Below are 21766 nucleotides of genomic sequence, written 5' to 3'. Positions count from 1 at the left end.
GCGCGACTAGCCGGGGGGCGGCACGGTCAGGCGCCCCGGCGCTTCGCGCTGCGCGACTTCGTCGTCGTTGCGCGGCTTCGGCTTGATCAGGCTGAAGTCGATCAGGTTGCGCGGCTGCGCCGGGTTGCCGATCAGCAGCGGGCGCGCGCGGAAGGCGTCGTTGACCAGGCTGCGGCTGGCGTCGAACTCGTCGTAGTGCAGACCGGCGAGGTCCGACCAGGTGTACTCCAGGTCGGCGCTGCTGTACGGCCGGCTCAACGCCGCGGCGAAGTCGCGCGGGTGGCTGGCCTGCCAGCGCGGCGAGTTCCACAGGATGAACGGCACGGTGTACATCGGGCTGGTCGGCGCCGCCTCGTTGCGGCCGAGCACCGCCGGCTTCGGCGCGTCGAACACCGCCTCGCCGTGGTCGGAGAGGTAGAGCAGGAAGCCGTTGGGGTCGCTGGCCGAAAAGCGCTCGATCAGGCTGGCGACCACGAAGTCGTTGTAGCGCACCGCATTGTCGTAGGCGTTGTAGGTCGGCAGCTGATCGGCGCTGACGCTGGCCGGCGCGCCCTGGCGGTCGGTGAAGTGCTCGAACGCCGGCGGGTAGCGGTACTGGTAGCTCATGTGCGTGCCGAGCAGGTGGACCACGATGAATTTGCGCGGCGCGTCCTCGCTGAGCACCTTGGCAAACGGCGCGAGCACGTCTTCGTCGTACTGGCGGGCGTTCTGCTCGCGGTTGTTGTTCAGGTAGACCTGCTCGTCGGCCTGCCGCGAGAAGGTGGTGAGCATGGTGTTGCGCTTGGTCATGGTCTGCTGGTTGGTGATCCAGTAGGTCTTGTAGCCGGCCTGCTTCATCACGTTGATCAGCGACGGGGTGGTCAGGTAACGCTCCGGGTGCTGCTGGTCGGCGAAGGTCAGCACCTGCTGCAGCGCCTCGATGGTGTAGGGCCGCGGGGTGATGACGTTGTCGAACACCTGCAACTGGTCGCGCAGCGCATCGAGACGCGGCGTGGTCGCCCGCGGGTAGCCGTACAGGCTCATGCGCTGGCGGTTGGTCGACTCGCCGATGACCAGCACCAGGGTCGCCGGCTGCTCGCCGTGGCTGTCGCGCAGGCGCTGCAGCGGGGCGATCGCCGCATTACTGGCCAACAGCGCCTGCATGCCCTCGAGCTGGCGGCGGTACTGGCGATAGCCGACCAGCAGCTGCCAGGGCGTGGCCGGCTCGAGGCGCTGCTCGAATTTCTCCAGCGCCACCGCCGGGTCTTCGTGCTTGCTGAACTGGCGCAACGCCGGGTAGCCGAGAATGGTCGCCAGCAACAGCAGGCTGGCCAGCAGCGCGCCGCGGCGCGGCAGGTACACCGGGCGCACCCGCCGCCACAGCAGCCAGGCGCCCAAGCCGTAGGCGAGGAATGCCGGCACCATCCACCAGGCGAAATACTGCGCGAGGTACTCGCTGCCCTCGGCGACGTTGGATTCGAAGAGGATGAAGATCACGCTCTGCGAGAACTCCTGACCGTAGATCAGGAAATAGCCGAAGCCGGCCAGTGAGCACAGCCACAACAGACCGCCGAGCAGCGCGGCGAGGCGCCGCGTGTGCGCCGGGAACAGCAGCAGCGGAATCAGCCACAGCCCGCTGAGCAGGAACGCCTGACGGAAGCCGGCGAAACCGGCGGTGCCGGTGACCTGGATAAGCAGCTGGGTGACCCCGGAGAAGTACCAGAAGAACAGGAACATCCAGGCCAGACCGGCCCAGTCGATGCGAGCAGGCGCGTGCGCGGTGCGAGTCGTAGTGGTCATCGGCGGTCCCGGTCAGGTGAAGCCGGGAGTCCGGCCTTGCGGGACTATGACCAACGAAAAATGAAAATTACGTCAAAGCAGCAATGCGCCGGTCGGGTTCAGGACTGCGCTTTGCCGGCGCGCAGCAGGTTGATGGCCATAGCCGCAAGCAGGCCGACTCCGACGAGCAGCACCGCCCATAGCCCGGCGCGCTTCCAGTCCAGGCCGCTCGGCGCCACGGCAGCCGCCACCTCGCCGGCCTGCAGGGTACCGTTCAGGCGCGCGCTCCCCATCGCCGCCAGACGCTGGTCGTCGAAACCGGGAACCAGGGTGGCGAGGGGCAGGCTGGCGTCCTGCGCAGCGGCACTGCCCAGCGCCAAGCGGTACGGCGCGCTGCCACGGGCGAGGAACACCACCTCGGTGGCGCGCAACGCCACGCTGAGCATGGGCGCGGCGGCGCCCAGGCCACCGCCGCGGGCATCGACCTGCAGGCGCAGCTGGCGTACCGGCCGCTCCAGCAGCTCGAGGTCCTCATGGCGCATCTCGCCACCATCCAGCGCCAGGCGGTACAACACGCCGCGCGCCAGCGGGCTCCACTGCGTCTGGCCGTCGCGCCGCCCCTGCAGCGCGACCGGCGCCAGGGTATTGGCCTGCGGCAGACCGAGGCGCACCCGTGCCAGCGGCAATTCCAATGGCAGCTGCCAGGTGAACACCCCCGTCGCGTCAGCGTGGCCGGGCTGCGGCGCCGACCACACCAGCGGTGCCGGCTCGCGGCTGCTGCGACTGCCGCTGAGCCGTGCGCCGCGCAGCGTGGCCGCCTCCTGCGGGGCAATCCACAGCAGGCGCAGGTAACGCACCTGGGTGGCGGGCAGTTCGACGTCGTTCTTGTCGATCTGCTCGCCGTTGAAGCTGAGCCGCGCCAGTTGGCCCTCACCCAACAAGCGCCAGCTGCTCAGGTCGTCGCTGGCTTCGATACGAAAGCGCTGGAAGCCGTCGCCCGCCGCGCTCCAGTCGAGCGTCAGGCGCTGCACGGCGAAGTCCGCCGCACTGGCATCGAGCAACCAACCAAGGACGATCTCGCGGCCGCCCTCGCTACCCCCGGCCGACGGAATCTCGACGATGGTGCCCGTGCTGCTGCGCACCACCTTGAGACTGTCCGGCAATGCGCCACCGGCCTGGCCGCGCAACGGGAATACGCGCACCGCCTGTTCCGCACGGGTCTCGGCATCGCGCGCGGCGCCGCTGCGCAGGCTGTAGGCCAGCGCCTCGCCTTCCGCATTAAAGATGCGCAGGTCGCGCAAATCGCCATGCCGCGCGGCGAGCTGCGCCTCGATGGGCAGTTCCAGGCGGTACCAGGGCCCCGCGCCGCTGACAGTGAGCGGCACCTGGCTGGCGAACTCGGCGGGCGCAGCAAGCGCCAGCGCGCTGGCCAAGGCGACGCTGCACGCCGCCAGTTGAACGAGCAATTTCATAGCGAAGGAGCCTCCTGCTCCGCATTCAGCTCCGGCCGTCGGGGCGGCAGCGGGGCGAAGTAGCCGACGATCAGCAGCAGCACGCCGACGCCGATGAACGAGACGATGCGCTCCAGGCCACCGCTGTTGCTCAGCTCGACGAAGAACAGCTTGATCACCACCACGCCGATCAGCGCCGCGCCGACCATCCACAGGTCGCGGCGGCCGCGCAGGTGGCCGACGATCATCAGCGCCAGCGCAATCAGCGTCCAGACGATCGACAGGCCGGCCTGCACCAGCATCGAGTGCTGCAGCGCAGTGGCCTCGAACGGCACGCCGCCCCAGTGATGCGCGGTGCGGCAGACCAGCATGGTCAACAGGGCGAACAGCGAAACGCCGAGCAGACCCTGCACCGGCAAGCTGAGCTGCGCCGGCGCCAGGCCAAGCTGGGCCAGACCGCGCGGCGCCCATTGGTAGATCGCCATCAGCACGATGAGCATGCCCAGCTCCAGCGGATTGAGCAGCGGCAGGTACGGCAGCGGCGCGGCACTGCCGTCGCTGAGCAGATTGACCAACCAGAACCAAGCAAGCAGCAACAGCGCCACCGGCAACGCGGCGATGCCCCGGTACTCCCGCGGATAGGCGGCCACCGGCCAGGGCAGCGCACGCGGCGCGCCCATGAGGACCAGGAAGGCGCTCGGCACCAGCGCCCAGCCCAGCCAGCGCCAGGCGTTGTAGTGTTCGGCCAGGGCGGCGAACAGGTAGCGCAGCTCCAGCGCCAGTACGCCGAGCAGCAGCCAGCAGCCGAGCACGTGGGCGGCGCGCGCCGCACGGGACACCAGCAGGCCGTCGAGGCGCTTGAGCGACAGCAGGTGCACGGCGAACAACGCCGGCCAGGCCAGCCAGCCAAGCTGCGCCAGCGGCTGATAGTCGAGCTGCCAGGCACTCATCAGGGCCAGCAGCGCGGCCGGCACCAGGGCCAGACACAGCAGCGCCAGCGCCCGCCACTGCTCGCGCAGGGCCAGCAGCAGCCACAGCGCCACGCTGAGCGCCGCGACCAGCACGGCGACGTGCTCGCGCAGCGGAACCGGCACGAAGCGGGCGATCTCGCCCAGCGCGGTCAGCGCCCACCAGCCAGCACCCCAGGCCAGCAGCAACTGCGACAGGCGCTCAAGCCCCAGCGCGCCGAGGACCAACGGCTGCTCCTGCGCGGCGCCGCGATGCAGCCGCCAGGCGCCGACCAGCGCAGCCAGGGCCAGCACCGCGGGCGTCCAGAAACCGGCATGCGCGAACGGCCGCAGCCCCTCGCTGGGCAAGCTGCCGAACAGCGCCGGACCGGCCAGCAGAAACGCCGCGCCGCCGACAACCTGCAGCAGCAGGCCGAAGACGAAACTGGCGCGCTGCTGCAGGTACAGGCTGAGCCAGACGATCAGCAAACCGCTGCCCGCCCACACCGCACTGGCGGTGCGCCAGGGCAGGACGAACAGCACGGCGAGGTTGATGAATGCCAGGCCGATCAGCAGCACCACGGTCAGGCCGAGCAGCAGGCGCTTGTCGTCGCGCACCAGCGAGTCGCGCGCGGCGAGCAGCATGCCGGCAATCAGCGCCAGACCGATCAGCGAGGCGCTGAGCAGACCCGACCAGCCGGAGCCGAGCACCCCGCTGCCACCGTCCGCGCCGCGCAGCTGAATGAGGAACAACGCGCCGCCGAGCAACTGCACGGCGAAGGCGCAGAACAGGAAGCTGCGTGAGCGCAGGCGCAGGCCGGCAAACAAGGTGGCCAGACCGGCCAGCGCCCAGCTGATCGCCGTCGCCTGCACGGCGAAGCACAGCGGCGCGATCAGGTAGAGGAAGGCCAGTCCGGCACAGGCCAGCGCCGGCAGGCATTTTGGCTCCCAGGCGCTCAGCGTGGTGGTGTCCGTGCGGCGCAGGTTCCAGAAGCTGAACAGCAGCGCCGCGCCGAGCATCAGCGCGCCCAGCGGTGCGCCACTGAGCAGGCTGTCGGTGCCGTCGCGCAGGTCGCCGAGGAAGGCCAAGCCAGCACCGGCTTGCAGCAGCAGGGCGAAGATCCGCGCCAGGCGGCGCTGCTGGCGCAGGCCCAGCCAGTAGATACCGGCGCCTTCCACCGCCCAGGCCGCCGAGGTCCAGCGCGCATCCAGGCCAAGCGGGATGGCCAGGGTGCCGAAGATCACCCCCAGGGCCAGGCAGGTCTCGACCAGCAGCAGCGCCTTGCCCGGCGCGCGTCCGGCCAGCAGGCGGGCCAGGCCCATGTAGAACAGCCCGAGGGCCAGCGCGCTGAACGCCGCACCGAACTCGAGGTGCTGGATCACCGCGTACTGCAGGCCGAAACCGACCAGTGGCGTGCCGAACAGCACCGAGCCGTCGAGGTAGTCGGTCTGCCGCAGCGACCAACGCAACTGTTCGTCACGCCCGCCCGCCTGCGGCTGGCCCTGCGCCTCGCGCAAGCGGCGGCGGGCGAACAGCAGGCCGATGGCGACGTACATCAAGAAGAACAGGATGAGGAACGGCTCGGTCGAGGCGAACAGTTCCGGCGTGTAGGAACGCAGCCCCCAGGCACAGCCGATACCAAAGGTGCCGAGGAAGCCGATCAGGTTGAGCAGGCGCCAGGCCTTGAACCAGGCGATGACGAAGATGCCGGCGTTGAGCAGGGCGAAGTAGCTGAACAGCGCGACGTGGTTGCCGGCGCCGGTCGAGGTGAGGATTGGCGCGGCGAAACCGCCCAGCGCAGCCACCGCCGCCAGGCCGAGCGCGTCCTGGGCCACGGCGAGCACCGCCGAGCACAGCGTCACCACCACCAGCAGCAACAGCGCGGCCTGCGGCGAGAGCAACGGGTGCAGGCGCATCGCCGCGAACACCGTGAGGTACAGCACAGCGATGCCGGTGCCCTGCAGGATCAGGCCATAGCCGGCATTGCGCCGGCGCAGCCACCAGCCGAGAGCGAGCAAGGCGATGGCGGCCAGCGCCACGCCGCTGTAGCGCAACTCGACCGGCACCACCACGCGCTCGGAGGCGTAGCGCAGCAGGAAGGCCAGGCCGAGGAACAGCAGCAGCACACCGACGCGCAGCACGGTGTTGCCGCCGAACAGCCAGTCGCGCGCGGCGACCCAGCCGCGTTCGAGCAATGAGGGTTGCGCCGGTTGCTGCGGCGCTGCGGCCTTCGGCGCGGCTTGCCAGGCGTCTGCGGCCGCGCTTGCCGGCCAGGCCGCTGGCGCCGCCGCAGGTGCGCTGCTGGCCGGAGCTTCCTCAGGCGATGGCGCCAGAGCAGGCAGGTCCCAGCTCAGCTCGGCCTCGTCAGTCTCTTCGGCGCGCGGCTGCGGCGCGGGCTCGGGCGCCTCTGCGACCGTCGCGCCAGGCGACTCAGCCTCGCTCGGCGACGCCGCCTTATCGCCGAAGCGCTGGAAGCGTTCGAGCACCTGCAGGCGCTGCTGCAGCGCCTCGCTGCTTGCGTCGAAGCGCGTGACCGAGCGCTCCAACGCCTGTTCCAGCTCGACGTTACGCCGTTGCAGCGCGCGCAAGCCGAGGGCCTGAGCGACGGCGAGACCAAACACGGCACCGAGCAGCGCGCCGCTGATCGATTCCCCCGCGGCACCCCCGACGACAAGGCCGACCAGCATGAAAATCCATTGCATGCATTCACATCCCTGACAGTCCCAACCTCTCCCGCCCAACCGCAACCTACGGTCGCGGCAGGGCCCGTGCCGCTGAGTATATCGGCCGCCGCCCGCGCCGCCTGTGGCGCACAACGCAAAGCCCAGAAACACGAAAGCCGGGCTAGGCCCGGCTTTCGTTACGCACTGACAGAATCAGTTCTTGCTGGCGCGCTTACGCTCGTTCTCGTTCAGCACTTTCTTGCGCAGACGAATCGACTTCGGCGTCACTTCAACCAGTTCGTCGTCGTCGATGAACTCCAGCGCCTGCTCCAGGGTGAACTTGATCGGCGGCACCAGGGCGATGACTTCATCCTTGCCGGAGGCACGCATGTTGTCGAGCTTCTTGCCCTTGGTGGGGTTGATCACCAGGTCGTTGTCGCGGCTGTGGATACCAGCCAGCTGGCCTTCGTAGATGTCCTGGCCCGGCTCGAGGAACAGCTTGCCGCGGTCCTGCAGGGTTTCCAGCGAGTAGGTCAGCGCCTTGCCGGTGGCCATCGAGACCAGCACGCCGTTCTGGCGATGGCCGACTTCGCCCGACTTGATCGCGCCGTAGTGGCTGAAGGTCGAGGTCAGGATGCCGCTGCCCGAGGTCATGGTCAGGAAGGCGTTACGGAAGCCGATCAGGCCACGTGCCGGGATGGTGTATTCCAGGCGGATGCGACCCTTGCCATCCGGGACCATGTTGGTCAGGTCGCCTTTACGCAGACCCATCTGCTCCATGATCGGACCCTGGTGAGTTTCTTCGACGTCGATGATGACGTTCTCGTACGGCTCCTGCTTCTCGCCGTCGACTTCCTTGATCACCACTTCCGGACGACCCACGGCCATCTCGAAGCCTTCGCGACGCATGGTTTCGATCAGGACCGAGAGGTGCAGCTCACCACGGCCGGAGACCTTGAACTTGTCGGCCGAGTCGCCTTCCTGGACACGCAGGGCGACGTTGTGCAGCAGTTCTTTTTCCAGGCGCTCTTTGATGTTGCGGCTGGTGACGAACTTGCCTTCCTTGCCGCAGAACGGCGAGTCGTTGACCTGGAAGGTCATCGACACGGTCGGCTCGTCCACCGACAGCGGCGGCAGGGCTTCGACGTTGTTCATGTCGCACAGGGTGTCGGAGATGAACAGCTCGTCCATGCCGCTGACGCAGACGATGTCGCCGGCCTGGGCTTCCGGCACTTCAACGCGGTGCAGACCGGAGTGACCCATGATCTTCAGGATGCGGCCCTGACGCTTCTTACCGTCGGCGCCGATCGCCACCACCGGGGTGTTGGTCTTGATGCTGCCGCGGGTGATGCGGCCGATGCCGATAACGCCGAGGAAGCTGTTGTAGTCGAGCTGGGAGATCTGCATCTGGAACGGGCCGCTGACGTCGACGGCCGGGGCCGGTACGTGGTCAACGATGGCCTGGAACAGGGCATCCATGTGCTCGTCCATCTTCTCGTGGTCCATGCCAGCGATGCCGTTCAGGGCGCTGGCGTAGACGATCGGGAAGTCCAGCTGCTCGTCGGTGGCACCGAGGTTGTCGAACAGGTCGAAGATCTGGTCGATAACCCAATCCGGACGCGCGCCCGGACGGTCGATCTTGTTGACCACGACGATCGGACGCAGGCCGGCCTTGAACGCCTTCTGGGTCACGAAACGGGTTTGCGGCATCGGGCCGTCTTGGGCGTCGACCACCAGCAGCACGGAGTCAACCATCGACATCACGCGCTCGACCTCACCGCCGAAGTCGGCGTGGCCGGGGGTGTCGACGATGTTGATGTCGTAGCCGTTCCATTTCAGCGCGGTGTTTTTCGCCAGAATGGTGATGCCACGCTCTTTTTCCTGGTCGTTGCTGTCCATCACGCGCTCGGATTCCAGCTCCTTGCGGTCAAGGGTGCCGGACAGGCGCAGCAGTTTGTCTACCAGGGTGGTTTTGCCATGGTCAACGTGGGCGATGATGGCAATGTTGCGGAGATTCTCGATCACGATTTTGTCTCGATTAGGGATTCGGTTGGCCGCCAGTCTGTGCGGCGAATATGAACAACAAAAATTGAAGCGAACCGGGCTGACGCTCTACTGAGGGTCGGGGGGGCGGTGGCGGATACTGCCGCCCAGCAACCCCGGCTGTTTAGGCCGGACGGTAAACGCGCACATTGGCATGCCCCTCGCTGAGCAGGTGGTGGGCATGCAGGCGGCTCATCACGCCCTTGTCGCAATACAGCAGGTACTGGCGGGTGTCATCGAGCTGCTTGAACTTGCTGTTGAGGGCGAAGAACGGCAGCGCCTGCACTTCGATGCCCGGCAGCTCCAGCGGTTCGTCCTCGGCGGCATCCGGATGGCGGATGTCGAGGATGATGTGCCCAGGCAGCGCCTCGACCACTTCCTCGACCTGCACGTCCTCGCCCAACTCGTCGATCACCCGGTCGATGGCCACCAGCCGCGCACGCTCCAGGGCGCGCTCGAGCACCGCCATGTCGAACTGGCGCTCCTCATACTCGACGCGGTCGCGCTTGGCCTTGGTGGTCGGGTTGACCGAGATGACCCCGCAGTATTCCGGCATGTGCTTGGCGAACTCGGCGGTGCCGATTTCGTAGGCGGTGTCGATGATGTCCTGCTTGTGCGCGGCGATCAGCGGGCGCACCACCAGCTTCTCGGTCGCGGCGTCGATCACCGCGAGGTTCGGCAGGGTCTGGCTGGACACCTGGGAAATCGCCTCGCCGGTGACCAATGCATCGATCTTCAGGCGCTCGGCGATGTCGGTGGCGGCGCGCAGCATCATACGCTTGAGGATCACGCCCATGTGGCTGTTGTCGACCTTGCCGAGGATCTCGCCGACCACTTCCTCGAACGGCACGCTGATGAACAGCACGCGCTGCGAACGACCGTACTTGTCCCACAGGTAGTGGGCGACTTCCATCACCCCCAGCTCGTGGGCGCGGCCACCCAGATTAAAGAAGCAGAAGTGGCTGACCAGGCCGCGGCGCATCATCTGATAGGCCGCCACGGTGGAATCGAAGCCGCCGGACATCAGCACCAGGCAATGCTCGACGGTGCCCAGCGGATAGCCGCCGAGGCCCTCGTGCTGCTTGTGCACGACGAACAGGCGCTGGTCGCGGATTTCCATGCGCACCACCACTTCCGGCTGCTTCAGGGAAATCCCCCCGGCGTCGCACTGCTGACGCAGCTGGCTGCCGACGTAACGCTCCACCTCGATGGAGGTGAACTCGTGCTTGCCGGCGCGCTTGCAGCGCACCACGAACATCTTGCCGGGCAGCTGATCGGCGTAGTGCTGCTTGCACTTCTCGACGATGTCATCGAAGTCGCCCAGCGGGTACTCGTGCACCTCGAGGAACTGACCGATGCCCGGGGTGCAGGCCAGCCGCTCGATCATCTCGCGCAGCACCTTCGGCTCGCGCTGATCGGTCTGCACTTCCAGATTGTCCCAGGCACCACTCACCGCCAGTTGCGGATCGAGGTCGCGCATAACCGTGCGGATGTTCTTAGCCAGCTGGCGGATGAAGTGCTTGCGCACCGGCCGGCTCTTGATGGTGATTTCCGGAAAGACTTTAACGATCAGCTTCATGAAAACAGGGCGCGTTGGCGGGGCCGAAAAACAGGGGCGCGGATTATAGCGGAAATTGCTCACACTTTAATCAAATATCGTACGAGGCGGATTATAACGCACCACAAAGGTGCGCCATAAAAACACGACGCCCCATAAGAGTGCTTTTGCGCGCCTCGCGCACCATTCAAGCCCCCGCCAGGCCTGGCTTTCAGGGCTCCAGCCCAACCTGGAGCACTGGCACGCAATTTGCTCCCTTGTGAGGCAGGTTACCCTGGCGGAGTATGCCGCCCCGGCTTCAACCGCATTTATTCAGGGCCGACTGTCAGGCCCTACCTTCTGGAGGACATCATGTCGAAGGCGCTTCAACTGATCAAAGAACATGACGTGAAGTGGGTAGATCTGCGCTTCACCGATACCAAAGGCAAGCAGCACCACGTGACCATGCCGGCACGCGACGCACTGGACGACGAGTTCTTCGAAGTCGGCAAGATGTTCGACGGCTCCTCGATCCACGGCTGGAAAGGCATCGAAGCCTCCGACATGATCCTGCTGCCGGTCGACAGCACCGCAGTTCTGGACCCGTTCACCGAAGAGCCGACCCTGATCCTGGTCTGCGACATCATCGAGCCGAGCACCATGCAAGGCTACGACCGCGACCCGCGCTCGATCGCCAAGCGCGCCGAGGAATACCTGAAGACCACCGGTATCGGTGACACCGTATTCGTCGGCCCGGAGCCGGAGTTCTTCATCTTCGACCAAGTGAAGTTCAAGTCCGACATCTCCGGCTCCATGTTCAAAATCATCTCCGAGCAAGGCTCGTGGATGACCGACCAGGACGTCGAAGGCGGCAACAAGGGCCACCGCCCGGCCGTCAAAGGCGGTTACTTCCCGGTTCCGCCGTGCGACCACGACCACGAAATCCGTACTGCCATGTGTAATGCCATGGAAGAAATGGGCCTGGTCATCGAAGTTCACCACCACGAAGTGGCGACTGCCGGTCAGAACGAAATCGGCGTGAAGTTCAACACCCTGGTTGCCAAGGCTGACGAAGTTCAGACCCTGAAGTACTGCGTGCACAACGTTGCCGACGCCTACGGCAAAACCGCGACCTTCATGCCGAAGCCGCTGTACGGCGACAACGGCTCGGGCATGCACGTGCATCTGTCGATCGCCAAAGACGGCAAGAACACCTTCGCAGGTGAAGGCTATGCCGGCCTGTCGGAAACCGCCCTGTACTTCATCGGCGGCATCATCAAGCACGGCAAGGCCCTGAACGGCTTCACCAACCCGGCGACCAACTCCTACAAGCGTCTGGTTCCGGGCTTCGAAGCTCCGGTCATGCTGGCCTACTCGGCTCGCAACCGTTCCGCCTCGATCCGTATCCCGTACGTCTCCAGCCCGAAAGCCCGCCGCATCGAAGCGCGCTTCCCGGACCCGGCGGCCAACCCGTACCTGGCCTTCGCTGCCCTGCTGATGGCCGGTCTGGACGGTATCCAGAACAAGATCCACCCCGGCGATGCCGCCGACAAGAACCTGTACGACCTGCCGCCGGAAGAGGCGAAAGAGATCCCGCAGGTTTGCGGCAGCCTGAAAGAAGCGCTGGAAGAACTGGACAAGGGCCGTGCGTTCCTGACCAAAGGCGGCGTGTTCTCCGACGACTTCATCGATGCCTACATCGAACTGAAGAGCGAAGAAGAGATCAAGGTGCGCACCTTCGTGCACCCGCTGGAATACGACCTGTACTACAGCGTCTGATCCCGCTCTGCTGAACAGAGGCCTCCTTCGGGAGGCCTTTTTTATGCGCGGCATTCAGCCTGTGATGTGCTGCACAGGCTGGCTCGCCCGGCACGGCGCGGCAGCCCTGCGCTTGTAGGATGCACAGGCGCGCGCGGTGACGGGCTTTTCGCTTGCCAGTGCGGCGGCGCAATGCAAGGCTAACCAGATTCCATTGCCGGAGAATGCACATGCGGTTGCTCGTTGCCTGCCTGATGCTCGCCCTGACCCTGCCGGCCAGCGCGCAGATCTACAAATACACCGACTCCAACGGCAACACCGTATTCACCAACCAGCCGCCGCAGGGGGTGAAGACCCAGGCGGTCGACCTGCCGCCGGCCAACACCGTGCAGATGCAGGCGCCCAGCCCAGCCGCCAAGGGCGGCAGCACGGCGAGCAACGCCGACAGCCAGGCGCCCTACCAGACCCTGCGCCTGATCAACATCCCCGACGAAGCCGCGCTGCGCGCCAATAACGGCACCTTCAGCGTCGACGTCGAGCTGAGCCCGCCGCTGCAGGGCAACCACCGCCTGCGCCTGCTGCTCGACGGCCAACCGTACGGCGCACCGAGTGCGATGCCGCGCCTGCAACTGGAGAGCATCGATCGCGGCGAGCACAGCCTGTCGGTGCAAGTGCTGAACGGCGACCAAGTGGTCCAGCAGAGCAACACCGAAACCTTCACCGTGCAGCGGGTCAACACCAGCAGCCCGGCGCTGCGCCCGCAACCCAAGCCCAAGGCCACCCCCTGATCCATGCGCATCGCCCTACTCTGCCTGACGCTCCTCAGCCTGCCGGCGGCCGCCGAGGTGTACACCTACCTCGACGCCGACGGAAACCGCGTATTCACCGACCGTCCGCGCGCCGGCAATGCCGAACGCGTACAGATGGCGCCGATCAACGCCATGGGCACGCCAAGCCCGACCGCGCCGCCGGTGGCGCAGGCCGCTCCGGCCGCACCGCCGAGCTACCAGCTGCTGCGCATCCTGGTGCCGGAGCCGGATGCGGCGGTGCAGAACGGCACCTCGGGCGACCTGATCGTCACCGCCACCAGCGAACCGGGCCTACAGCCCGGACACAATTACCGCCTGCTGCTGGACGGCCAGCCGCCGCTGCCGCCGAGCCGCAGCCCGGTGTTTCCGCTGAGCAACCTGGACCGCGGCACCCACCAGCTGGCGGTGGAAATCGTCGACGAGCAGGGCCGCACCCTGGAACGCACCCCCAACCAGCCGGTACACATCCTGCGCACCTCGCTGACCCAGAAGCGGCAGATCAAGCCGTGCGCCAAGACCGACTACGGCGTGCGCCCGGAATGTCCGCTGAAGGACAAGCCCGAAGAAGACGTGAGCATCCTGCCGTTTCTCTGAGCGACCCGCCAATGCACTACAGTGGTGCAATGCAGTGCACGTAATCGACCGTCCTCCCCATTTTGGTTCGATGAACGGCTAGCCCTGCGCTGAAAAGCAGCCAAAAACCCTGATTCGCCGGCGATTCACGCGCCGTTTCAGGGCTTTGGTTTGCTTTTTGCATTTTCAGCCTCAATTGGGAAGCTGCCTATGATCATCAACGACGCACTGCACCGCCTGCTGCTCGACAACCTGACCACCGCGATCCTGCTACTCAACGCCGAACTGCGCCTCGAGTACATGAATCCGGCGGCGGAAATGCTCCTGGCCGTCAGCGGCCAGCGCAGCCACGGACAGTTCATCAGCGAGCTGTTCACCGAATCCCCCGAGGCGCTGGCGGCACTGCGCCAGGCGGTGGAACAGGCGCACCCGTTCAACAAGCGCGAAGCGGTGCTGACTGCGCTGACCGGGCAGACCATCACCGTCGACTACGCCGTCACGCCGATCCTCAGCCGCGGCGAGACCCTGCTGCTGCTCGAAGTACTGCCGCGCGACCGGCTGCTGCGCATCACCAAGGAAGAGGCGCAGCTGTCCAAACAGGAAACCACCAAGCTGCTGGTGCGTGGCCTGGCCCACGAGATCAAGAATCCGCTTGGCGGGATTCGCGGCGCAGCGCAGCTGCTGGCCCGCGAGCTACCCGAGGAAAGCCTCAAGGATTACACCAACGTGATCATCGAGGAGGCCGACCGCCTGCGTAATCTGGTCGACCGCATGCTCGGCTCGAACAAGCTGCCGAACCTGGCGATGGCCAACATCCACGAAGTGCTTGAGCGAGTCAGTAGCCTGGTCGAAGCGGAAAGCCAGGGCGGCATCACCCTGGTGCGCGACTACGACCCGAGCATCCCGGACGTGCGCATCGACCGCGAACAGATGATCCAGGCGGTGCTCAACATCGTGCGCAACGCCATGCAGGCGCTGAGCAGCAACCACGACCTGCGCCTCGGCCGCATCACCCTGCGCACCCGCACGCTGCGGCAGTTCACCATCGGCCACACGCGGCATCGCCTGGTGACCAAGGTCGAGATCATCGACAACGGCCCGGGCATCCCGCCAGAACTGCAGGACACCATCTTCTATCCCATGGTCAGCGGGCGCCCGGACGGTACCGGACTCGGCCTGGCCATCACCCAGAACATCATCAGTCAGCACCAGGGCCTGATCGAGTGCGAGAGCCATCCCGGCCACACCGTGTTCTCGATCTTCCTGCCGTTGGAACAAGGAGTCAGCCCGTCATGAGTCGCAGTGAAACCGTCTGGATTGTCGATGACGACCGGTCTATCCGCTGGGTCCTAGAAAAGGCCCTGCAACAGGAAGGCATGACCACCACCAGCTTCGACAGCGCCGACGGCCTGCTCAGCCGCCTCAGTCGCCAGCAACCCGATGTGATCATTTCCGATATCCGCATGCCCGGCTCCAGCGGCCTCGATCTGCTGGCGCGGATTCGCGATGGCTACCCGCGCCTGCCGGTGATCATCATGACCGCGCATTCCGACCTGGACAGCGCGGTGGCCTCCTACCAGGGCGGCGCCTTCGAGTACCTGCCCAAGCCGTTCGACGTCGACGAGGCGGTCTCGCTGGTCAAGCGCGCCTTCCAGCACGCCCAGGAGCAGCAAGGCCTGGAAGTCCCCGCAGCGCAGGCGCGCACCCCGGAGATCATCGGCGAAGCGCCGGCGATGCAGGAGGTGTTCCGCGCCATCGGTCGCCTGTCGCACTCCAACATCACCGTACTGATCAACGGCGAGTCCGGTACCGGCAAGGAGCTGGTCGCCCACGCTCTGCACCGCCACAGCCCGCGCGCCGCAGAGCCCTTCATCGCCCTGAACATGGCGGCGATTCCCAAGGACCTGATGGAGTCCGAGCTGTTCGGCCACGAGAAAGGCGCCTTCACCGGCGCGGCCAACCAGCGCCGCGGACGCTTCGAGCAGGCCGACGGCGGCACGCTGTTCCTCGACGAGATCGGCGACATGCCGGCCGACACCCAGACCCGCCTGCTGCGCGTGCTGGCCGACGGCGAGTTCTACCGGGTCGGCGGACACACGCCGGTCAAGGTCGACGTGCGCATCATCGCCGCCACTCACCAGAACCTCGAATCGCTGGTGCAGGCCGGCAAGTTCCGCGAAGACCTGTTCCACCGCCTCAACGTGATCCGCATCCATATCCCGCGACTGTCCGATCGTCGCGAGGACATCCCGGCACTGACCCGCCACTTCCTCGCCCGCGCCGCTCAGGAGCTGGCCGTCGAGCCGAAGCTGCTCAAGGTCGAGACCGAGGACTACATGAAGAACCTGCCCTGGCCGGGCAACGTGCGCCAGCTGGAGAACACCTGCCGCTGGATCACCGTGATGGCTTCCGGGCGCGAAGTGCACATCGACGACCTGCCGCCGGAGCTGCTCACCCAGCAGCACGACGCGGCGCCGGTCACCAACTGGGAACAGGCCCTGCGCCAGTGGGCCGACCAGGCATTGGGCCGCGGCCAGTCGAGCCTGCTCGACAACGCGGTGCCGTCGTTCGAGCGGATCATGATCGAGACCGCCCTCAAGCACACCGCCGGCCGCCGGCGCGACGCTGCCGTGCTGCTCGGCTGGGGCCGCAACACCTTGACGCGCAAGATCAAGGAACTCGGCATGAAGGTCGACGGCGGCGACGATGACGAGGGCGACGACGCCTGAGCACCGCGCCAGCACCAAGCAACGGGCCCTCGCGGCCCGTTTTCTTTTGCCCGGTTTTTGCCCTGTACCGGCGCGCGGCGCGCCACGATGCACTCGCGCGGTTCAAACCACCACCGCTGCGGCGCCGGCCCTGCGCTGCGGAAAATGGCTGCAGCCCAGTAATGCCGGGGCCTGGCGCCGCGGTCATAAAACTGGCACATGCTCTGCATAGACTGAACTGCCAGTTTCGGGGACCTTGGTACAGGCAGGCCGGGGATTCCCCTCTTTTATTCCGGGCGCAGTCTGATCTCCAGACGCCACCGCCCTTCCGCCGCTACGCCGTGCCATTCGCCGCGCAGCGGCCGCGCCGAGACCAGCTCCAGGCGCAAGCTTTCCTCCCCGCTTCGCACCAGCCGCCAGTTGGCCACTTTGCCAGCCACCTGCAGCTGCCCGCGGGCGGGCGCCCCCTGCGCGGTCACCCCGAGCACCAGCGCGCCCTGCACGAAGTCGCCGCGCAGCGCCTCAGGCTCGTGGTCGAACCACAGCAGCAGCCGATCGGCGGCCACCTCGATGCGCTCCAGGCGCGCCGGCTCCGGGTTGGCCAGGCGACCGATCATCAGGCCGAGCAGCACCCCGAGCAGCGCCAGGGTGGCAAAAAATCGCCAGCCCAACTGCGGACGCGGGGTCTCGGGAGTAGAATGCCGCCCGTCCTCGAGCGCGGAGCCGTGCATGTTTCACGTCATCCTTTTTCAACCGGAAATTCCACCGAATACCGGCAACATTATCAGGCTGTGCGCCAACAGCGGCTGCAGCCTGCACCTGATCGAACCGCTCGGCTTCGAGCTGGACGACAAGCGCCTGCGCCGCGCCGGCCTGGATTACCACGAGTACGCGCCGGTGCAGCGCCACGCCGACCTCGAGAGCTGCCTGGCGAGCCTCGTCCAGCCACGGCTGTTCGCCTTCACCACCAAGGGCTCGCACCCCTACCACGAAGTGCGCTACCAGCCGGGCGATGCCCTGCTGTTCGGCCCGGAAAGCCGCGGCCTGCCGGAAGAGGTGCGCAATGCGCTGCCGCCGGAACAGCGCATCCGCCTGCCGATGCGCCCGGACTGCCGCAGCCTGAACCTGTCCAACACCGTCGCGGTGACGGTCTACGAGGCCTGGCGACAGCAGGACTTCGCCGGCTCCTGAACCGCCACCAGAAACTAAAAAGGCGCCCCGTGGGCGCCTTTTTTATTGGCCAGATCAGGCCTGGGCTTCGCCGGACTGCTGCATGCGCGCCAGTTCCTGGGCGTACAGCGCGTCGAAGTTCACCGGCGAGAGCATCAGCGCCGGGAACGAGCCGCGCACCACCAGGCTGTCCAGGGTTTCGCGGGCGTAGGGGAAGAGGATGTTCGGGCAGAACGCGCCGAGCGTGTGGCTCATCGAGGCGGCGTCCAGACCTTTGATCAGGAAGATACCGGCCTGCTGCACTTCAGCGATGAAGGCCACTTCTTCGCCGGTCTTCACGGTGACCGAGAGGGTCAGCACCACTTCATGGAAGTCGCCTTCCAGCGGCTTCTGGCGGGTGTTGAGGTCAAGCGCGACGCTCGGCGCCCACTCCTGGCGGAAGATTTCCGGGCTCTTCGGCGCTTCGAAGGACAGGTCCTTGACGTAGATGCGCTGCAGGGAGAATTGCGGGTTCTGCTCGCCCTGGGCGGCGCCGGTGGAAACTTGCTCGGTCATAGCGTGGCCTTCTGATTGTTATGCGTAAGTGTTGGGGTTTCAGCCCCTGAGCAGCGCATCGAGCTTGCCGGCGCGCTCCAGGGTGTAGAGATCGTCACAGCCGCCGACGTGCTGGCTGCCGATCCAGATTTGCGGCACCGAGGTGCGTCCGGCCTTCTTGGTCATCTCGGCACGCAGCTGCGGCTGGCCGTCGACCTTGATCTCGTCAAAGGCAACGCCCTTGCGGGTCAGCAGCTGCTTGGCGCGAATGCAGTACGGGCACCAGTCGCTGGAGTAGATGACGACCGCGGACATTTCACTTCACCAGCGGCAGGTTGTCACCGCGCCAGCTGCTGATCCCGCCGGACAGCTTGGCGGCGTTGTAACCGGCTTGCTTGAGCTGACGACTGACGGTGCCGGCGTGCTGGCCCATGCTGTCGACCACGATCAGGGTCTTGTCCTTGTACTTGTCCAGCTCGCTGATGCGCTCAGCGACCTTGTCCTGCGGCATGTTCAGCGCATTGACGATGTGCCCGGCGGAGAAGTCCTTGCTCGGGCGGATGTCGATGACCACGCCGTTCTCGCTGTTGACCAGCGCGGTGAGTTCACGGGTGCTCAGGCTTTTGCCGCCCTTGTTCAGCTCGGTGACGATCAGCAGCGCCAACAGCACGGCGAACAATCCACTCAACACATAGTGGTTAGTGACAAATTCAATCAGGTGGGCAAGCATCGCGTGGTTCCACGGCCGTAAAATGGCGGCCAGTATACACAGGGCCAAAGGTCGGCCAAACCCCGCCCAGCGGTGACGCCACAGGGAACTTGGCGATAAAATGCCGCTCTTTTCAGTTCCGCTCCCTAGCGCAAAGAGTCGACTCCATGCCTGCCACGCCAAAACCGCTGGTGCTGATCATCCTCGACGGCTTCGGCCATAGCGACAGCCCTGACTACAACGCCATTTACGCCGCCGACACGCCGGTCTACGACCACCTGCGCGCCACCCAGCCGCACGGCCTGATCTCCGGCAGCGGCATGGACGTCGGCCTGCCGGACGGGCAGATGGGCAACTCCGAAGTCGGCCACATGAACCTCGGTGCCGGCCGCGTGGTGTACCAGGACTTCACTCGGGTGACCAAGGCGATTCGCGACGGCGAGTTCTTCCGCAACCCGGCGATCTGCACTGCGGTGGACCAGGCGGTGGGCGCCGGCAAGGCCGTGCACATCATGGGCCTGCTCTCCGACGGTGGCGTGCACAGCCACCAGGACCACCTGGTCGCCATGGCCGAGCTGGCCGCCCAGCGCGGCGCGGAGAAAATCTACCTGCACGCCTTCCTCGACGGTCGTGACACCCCGCCGAAGAGCGCGCAAGGCTCCATCGATCTGCTCGACGCCGCCTTCGCCAAACTTGGCAAGGGCCGCATCGCCTCGCTGATCGGCCGCTATTTCGCCATGGACCGCGACAACCGCTGGGACCGCGTGCAGCAGGCCTATGAGCTGATCGTCGACAGCCGCGCCGAGTTCACCGCCGCCAGCGCCGTCGAGGGCCTGCAGGCCGCCTACGAGCGCGGCGAGAGCGATGAATTCGTCAAGGCCACCCGTATCGGCGCCGCCGCGCCGGTCGAGGACGGCGACGCCGTGGTGTTCATGAACTTCCGCGCCGACCGCGCCCGTGAGCTGAGCCGCGCGTTCGTCGAGCCGGGCTTCGCGGAATTCGCCCGCGCCCGCGCGCCGCAGCTGGCCGGCTACGTGATGCTCACCCAGTACGCGGCGAGCATCCAGGCGCCCAGCGCGTTCCAGCCGGAGCCGCTGACCAACGTGCTCGGCGAGTACCTGGCCAAGCACGGCAAGACCCAGCTGCGCATCGCCGAGACCGAGAAGTACGCACACGTGACCTTCTTCTTCTCCGGCGGCCGCGAAGAGCCGTTCGAGGGCGAAGAGCGCATCCTGATTCCGTCGCCGAAGGTCGCCACCTATGACCTGCAGCCGGAAATGAGCGCACCGGAAGTCACCGACAAGATCGTCGAGGCCATCGAGCAGCAGCGCTACGACGTGATCGTGGTCAACTACGCCAACGGCGACATGGTCGGCCACACCGGCGTGCTGGCAGCGGCCGTGAAAGCCGTGGAATGCCTGGACAGCTGCGTCGGGCGCATCGTCGCCGCACTGGACAAGGTTGGCGGCGAAGCGCTGATCACCGCCGACCACGGCAACGTCGAGCAAATGGAAGACGAGTGCACCGGTCAGGCGCACACCGCGCACACCTGCGAGCCGGTGCCGTTCATCTATGTCGGCCAGCGCGCGCTGCGCGTCCGCGACGGCGGCGTGCTGGCCGATGTGGCGCCGACCATGCTGCACCTGCTCGGTCTCGAGCAGCCGGCGGAAATGAGCGGCCGCAGCATCCTCGAACCGCGCTGAACGGTGGCTGAAAGCTGGAAGCAATTTGCCGCTTCCAGCTTTTAGCTTGTGCCGTTCTTGAGCATACTAAGGCGTCCTTCCTCCTCGGTGTCGCACGTGCCCATGCCTCGCGCCCTGCTCGCCCTTCTCTGCCTCTGCCTGCTCAACCCGGTCATGGCCGATCAACGCACCGAAGCCCAGCAAAAGCTGGACGCGGCGCGTCAGGACATCGACGAGCTGAAAAAGATGCTCAACCAGGTGGAAAAGGAGAAATCCTCGGTGCAGAAGCAGCTGCGCAGCACCGAAACCGAGATGGGTGGCCTGGAGAAGCAGATCAAGGCGCTGCAGGACGAGCTGAAAGACAGCGAAGGCGAGCTGCAACGGCTGGATGGTGAGAAAAAAAAACTCCAGAGCGCACGCCTTGAACAGCAACGCCTGATCGGCATCCAGGCGCGCGCCGCCTACCAGGCCGGCAACCAGGAGCCGCTGCGCCTGCTGCTCAACCAGCAGCAGCCGGAAAAATTCTCGCGCACCCTGACCTACTACGAGTACCTCGGCCAGGCCCGCCTGGAACAGCTCAACACCTTCAACGAGACCCTGCGCCAGCTGGCCAATGTCGAGCAGGACATCGCAACCCAGCAGAATCGTCTGAACGAGCAGAAGAGCACCCTGGACGGCCAGCGCGAACAGCTGGCCAGCCTGCGCAAGGAGCGCCAGCAGTCGCTGGCCAAGCTCAACCAGCAGTACCGCGAGCGTGACCAGAAGCTGAAGTCGCGCGAGCAGGACCAGGCGCGCATGGCCCAGGTACTGAAGACCATCGAGGAAACCCTGGCGCGCCAGGCCCGCGAAGCCAAGGCCGCCGAGGAAGCGCGGCAACGCGCGCTCGCCGAGCAGCGCCTGGCCACCACGCAAGCCCCCGGCACCGCCGGCAAGCCGCGCCCCGCAGGCCCGCTGGTATCCAGCGACGGCGCCAACTACGGCGGGCCGTTCGGCCAGGCACGCGGCAAGTTGCCGTGGCCGGTCAATGGTCGGGTGGTGGCGCGTTACGGAACCCCGCGCGGCGATGACGCTCGTAGCAAATGGGACGGCGTGTTGATCGGCGCGCCGTCCGGCAGCCAGGTACGGGCGATTCATGGCGGTCGCGTGGTGTTCGCCGATTGGTTGCGCGGTGCCGGGCTTCTGGTCATTCTCGACCATGGCAACGGCTACCTGACGCTCTACGGGCACAACCAGAGCCTGCTGAAAGACGCCGGCGACATCGTCAAGGCCGGCGACCCGATCGCCACCGTGGGCAATAGCGGCGGGCAGGACACGCCGGCGCTGTATTTTGCAATTCGTCAACAAGGTCGCCCCAGCGACCCGGCACAATGGTGCCGTGCGCAGGGCTAGGATGCCCGCCTGAACGCGCAGTCCCTCATTTAGG

At 66.3% G+C, this 21766-nt stretch carries 17 protein-coding genes; 8 read left to right on the top strand and 9 right to left on the bottom strand.

The features are described 5' to 3' along the window. Positions 1-6: 6 nt before the first annotated feature. The 5 genes from cptA to thiI all read right to left on the bottom strand — a co-directional run bounded on the left by cptA (position 7) and on the right by thiI (position 10442). Complete coding sequence (cptA, locus tag JQX08_RS10305) at positions 7-1779, bottom strand: phosphoethanolamine transferase CptA (RefSeq protein ID WP_205348292.1); 1773 nt, start codon at positions 1777-1779, stop codon at positions 7-9. 98 nt (positions 1780-1877) lie between these two features. Then, entirely contained in the window at positions 1878-3230 is a 1353-nt protein-coding gene (locus tag JQX08_RS10300) for a DUF3999 domain-containing protein (protein ID WP_205348291.1), read from the bottom strand. Continuing rightward, on the bottom strand, positions 3227-6859 hold the full coding sequence (locus JQX08_RS10295) for a DUF2339 domain-containing protein (protein WP_205348290.1): 3633 nt from the start codon (positions 6857-6859) through the stop codon (positions 3227-3229). The genes JQX08_RS10300 and JQX08_RS10295 overlap by 4 nt, the downstream gene beginning before the upstream one ends. Positions 6860-7033: 174 nt before the next feature. Continuing rightward, positions 7034-8845 carry a translational GTPase TypA gene (gene typA / locus JQX08_RS10290; RefSeq protein WP_205348289.1) on the bottom strand — a complete coding sequence of 604 codons (1812 nt, stop codon included), beginning with the start codon at positions 8843-8845 and terminating at the stop codon, positions 7034-7036. A 142-nt stretch (positions 8846-8987) separates the two neighbouring features. Further along, complete coding sequence (thiI, locus tag JQX08_RS10285; RefSeq protein ID WP_205348288.1) at positions 8988-10442, bottom strand: tRNA uracil 4-sulfurtransferase ThiI; 1455 nt, start codon at positions 10440-10442, stop codon at positions 8988-8990. 330 nt (positions 10443-10772) lie between these two features. Here thiI and glnA point away from each other — a divergent pair, with 330 nt between their 5' ends. From glnA to ntrC, 5 genes are all read left to right on the top strand, one after another. Beyond that, complete coding sequence (glnA, locus tag JQX08_RS10280; protein ID WP_205348287.1) at positions 10773-12179, top strand: glutamate--ammonia ligase; 1407 nt, start codon at positions 10773-10775, stop codon at positions 12177-12179. 209 nt (positions 12180-12388) lie between these two features. Further along, the gene (locus tag JQX08_RS10275) at positions 12389-12946 is read left to right on the top strand and encodes a DUF4124 domain-containing protein (protein ID WP_205348286.1); all 558 of its coding nucleotides are present in this window, start codon (positions 12389-12391) and stop codon (positions 12944-12946) included. A 3-nt stretch (positions 12947-12949) separates the two neighbouring features. Then, the gene (locus tag JQX08_RS10270) at positions 12950-13561 is read left to right on the top strand and encodes a DUF4124 domain-containing protein (protein WP_205348285.1); all 612 of its coding nucleotides are present in this window, start codon (positions 12950-12952) and stop codon (positions 13559-13561) included. A 189-nt stretch (positions 13562-13750) separates the two neighbouring features. Then, a complete protein-coding gene (gene glnL / locus JQX08_RS10265; protein ID WP_239482129.1) occupies positions 13751-14836 on the top strand; it encodes a nitrogen regulation protein NR(II) in 1086 nt (361 codons plus the stop codon). Next, positions 14833-16269, top strand: a complete 1437-nt coding sequence (gene ntrC / locus JQX08_RS10260; protein WP_205348284.1) for a nitrogen regulation protein NR(I) — start codon at positions 14833-14835, stop codon at positions 16267-16269. Before glnL ends, ntrC begins: the two co-directional genes overlap by 4 nt. Before the next feature lie 266 nt (positions 16270-16535). Here the strand turns inward: ntrC and JQX08_RS10255 are convergent, their stop codons facing one another. Further along, on the bottom strand, positions 16536-16979 hold the full coding sequence (locus tag JQX08_RS10255; protein WP_205348283.1) for a hypothetical protein: 444 nt from the start codon (positions 16977-16979) through the stop codon (positions 16536-16538). Between JQX08_RS10255 and trmL the strand changes: the two genes are divergently transcribed. Beyond that, positions 16978-17439 (top strand): tRNA (uridine(34)/cytosine(34)/5-carboxymethylaminomethyluridine(34)-2'-O)-methyltransferase TrmL, encoded by a 462-nt coding sequence (gene trmL, locus JQX08_RS10250; protein ID WP_205348282.1) that lies wholly within the window; start codon positions 16978-16980, stop codon positions 17437-17439. The two genes, JQX08_RS10255 and trmL, sit on opposite strands and share 2 nt — an antisense overlap. A 54-nt stretch (positions 17440-17493) precedes the next feature. Here trmL and secB read toward each other — a convergent pair whose 3' ends face one another. From secB to JQX08_RS10235, 3 genes are read right to left on the bottom strand one after another with little or no spacing between them, the layout of a single operon-like run. Then, positions 17494-17973, bottom strand: a complete 480-nt coding sequence (gene secB, locus JQX08_RS10245) for a protein-export chaperone SecB (protein ID WP_205348281.1) — start codon at positions 17971-17973, stop codon at positions 17494-17496. 39 nt (positions 17974-18012) lie between these two features. Then, the gene (gene grxC / locus JQX08_RS10240; protein WP_205348280.1) at positions 18013-18267 is read right to left on the bottom strand and encodes a glutaredoxin 3; all 255 of its coding nucleotides are present in this window, start codon (positions 18265-18267) and stop codon (positions 18013-18015) included. A 1-nt stretch (position 18268) separates the two neighbouring features. Beyond that, positions 18269-18682, bottom strand: a complete 414-nt coding sequence (locus tag JQX08_RS10235) for a rhodanese-like domain-containing protein (protein ID WP_205348279.1) — start codon at positions 18680-18682, stop codon at positions 18269-18271. A gap of 146 nt (positions 18683-18828) precedes the next feature. Here JQX08_RS10235 and gpmI point away from each other — a divergent pair, with 146 nt between their 5' ends. Together gpmI and JQX08_RS10225 are read left to right on the top strand one after the other, a co-directional pair. Next, entirely contained in the window at positions 18829-20364 is a 1536-nt protein-coding gene (gene gpmI, locus JQX08_RS10230; RefSeq protein WP_205348278.1) for a 2,3-bisphosphoglycerate-independent phosphoglycerate mutase, read from the top strand. A 102-nt stretch (positions 20365-20466) separates the two neighbouring features. Then, positions 20467-21732: a murein hydrolase activator EnvC family protein gene (locus tag JQX08_RS10225; RefSeq protein WP_205348916.1), complete on the top strand. Its 1266-nt coding sequence runs from the start codon at positions 20467-20469 to the stop codon at positions 21730-21732. Positions 21733-21766: the final 34 nt, after the last annotated feature.

It is taken from the genome of Zestomonas insulae (assembly GCF_016901015.1).
In the GTDB taxonomy this organism is placed as follows: domain Bacteria; phylum Pseudomonadota; class Gammaproteobacteria; order Pseudomonadales; family Pseudomonadaceae; genus Aquipseudomonas; species Aquipseudomonas insulae.
The sequence above is the reverse complement of the archived record's forward strand: the minus strand, read 5'-3'. Positions and strand labels throughout refer to the sequence as shown.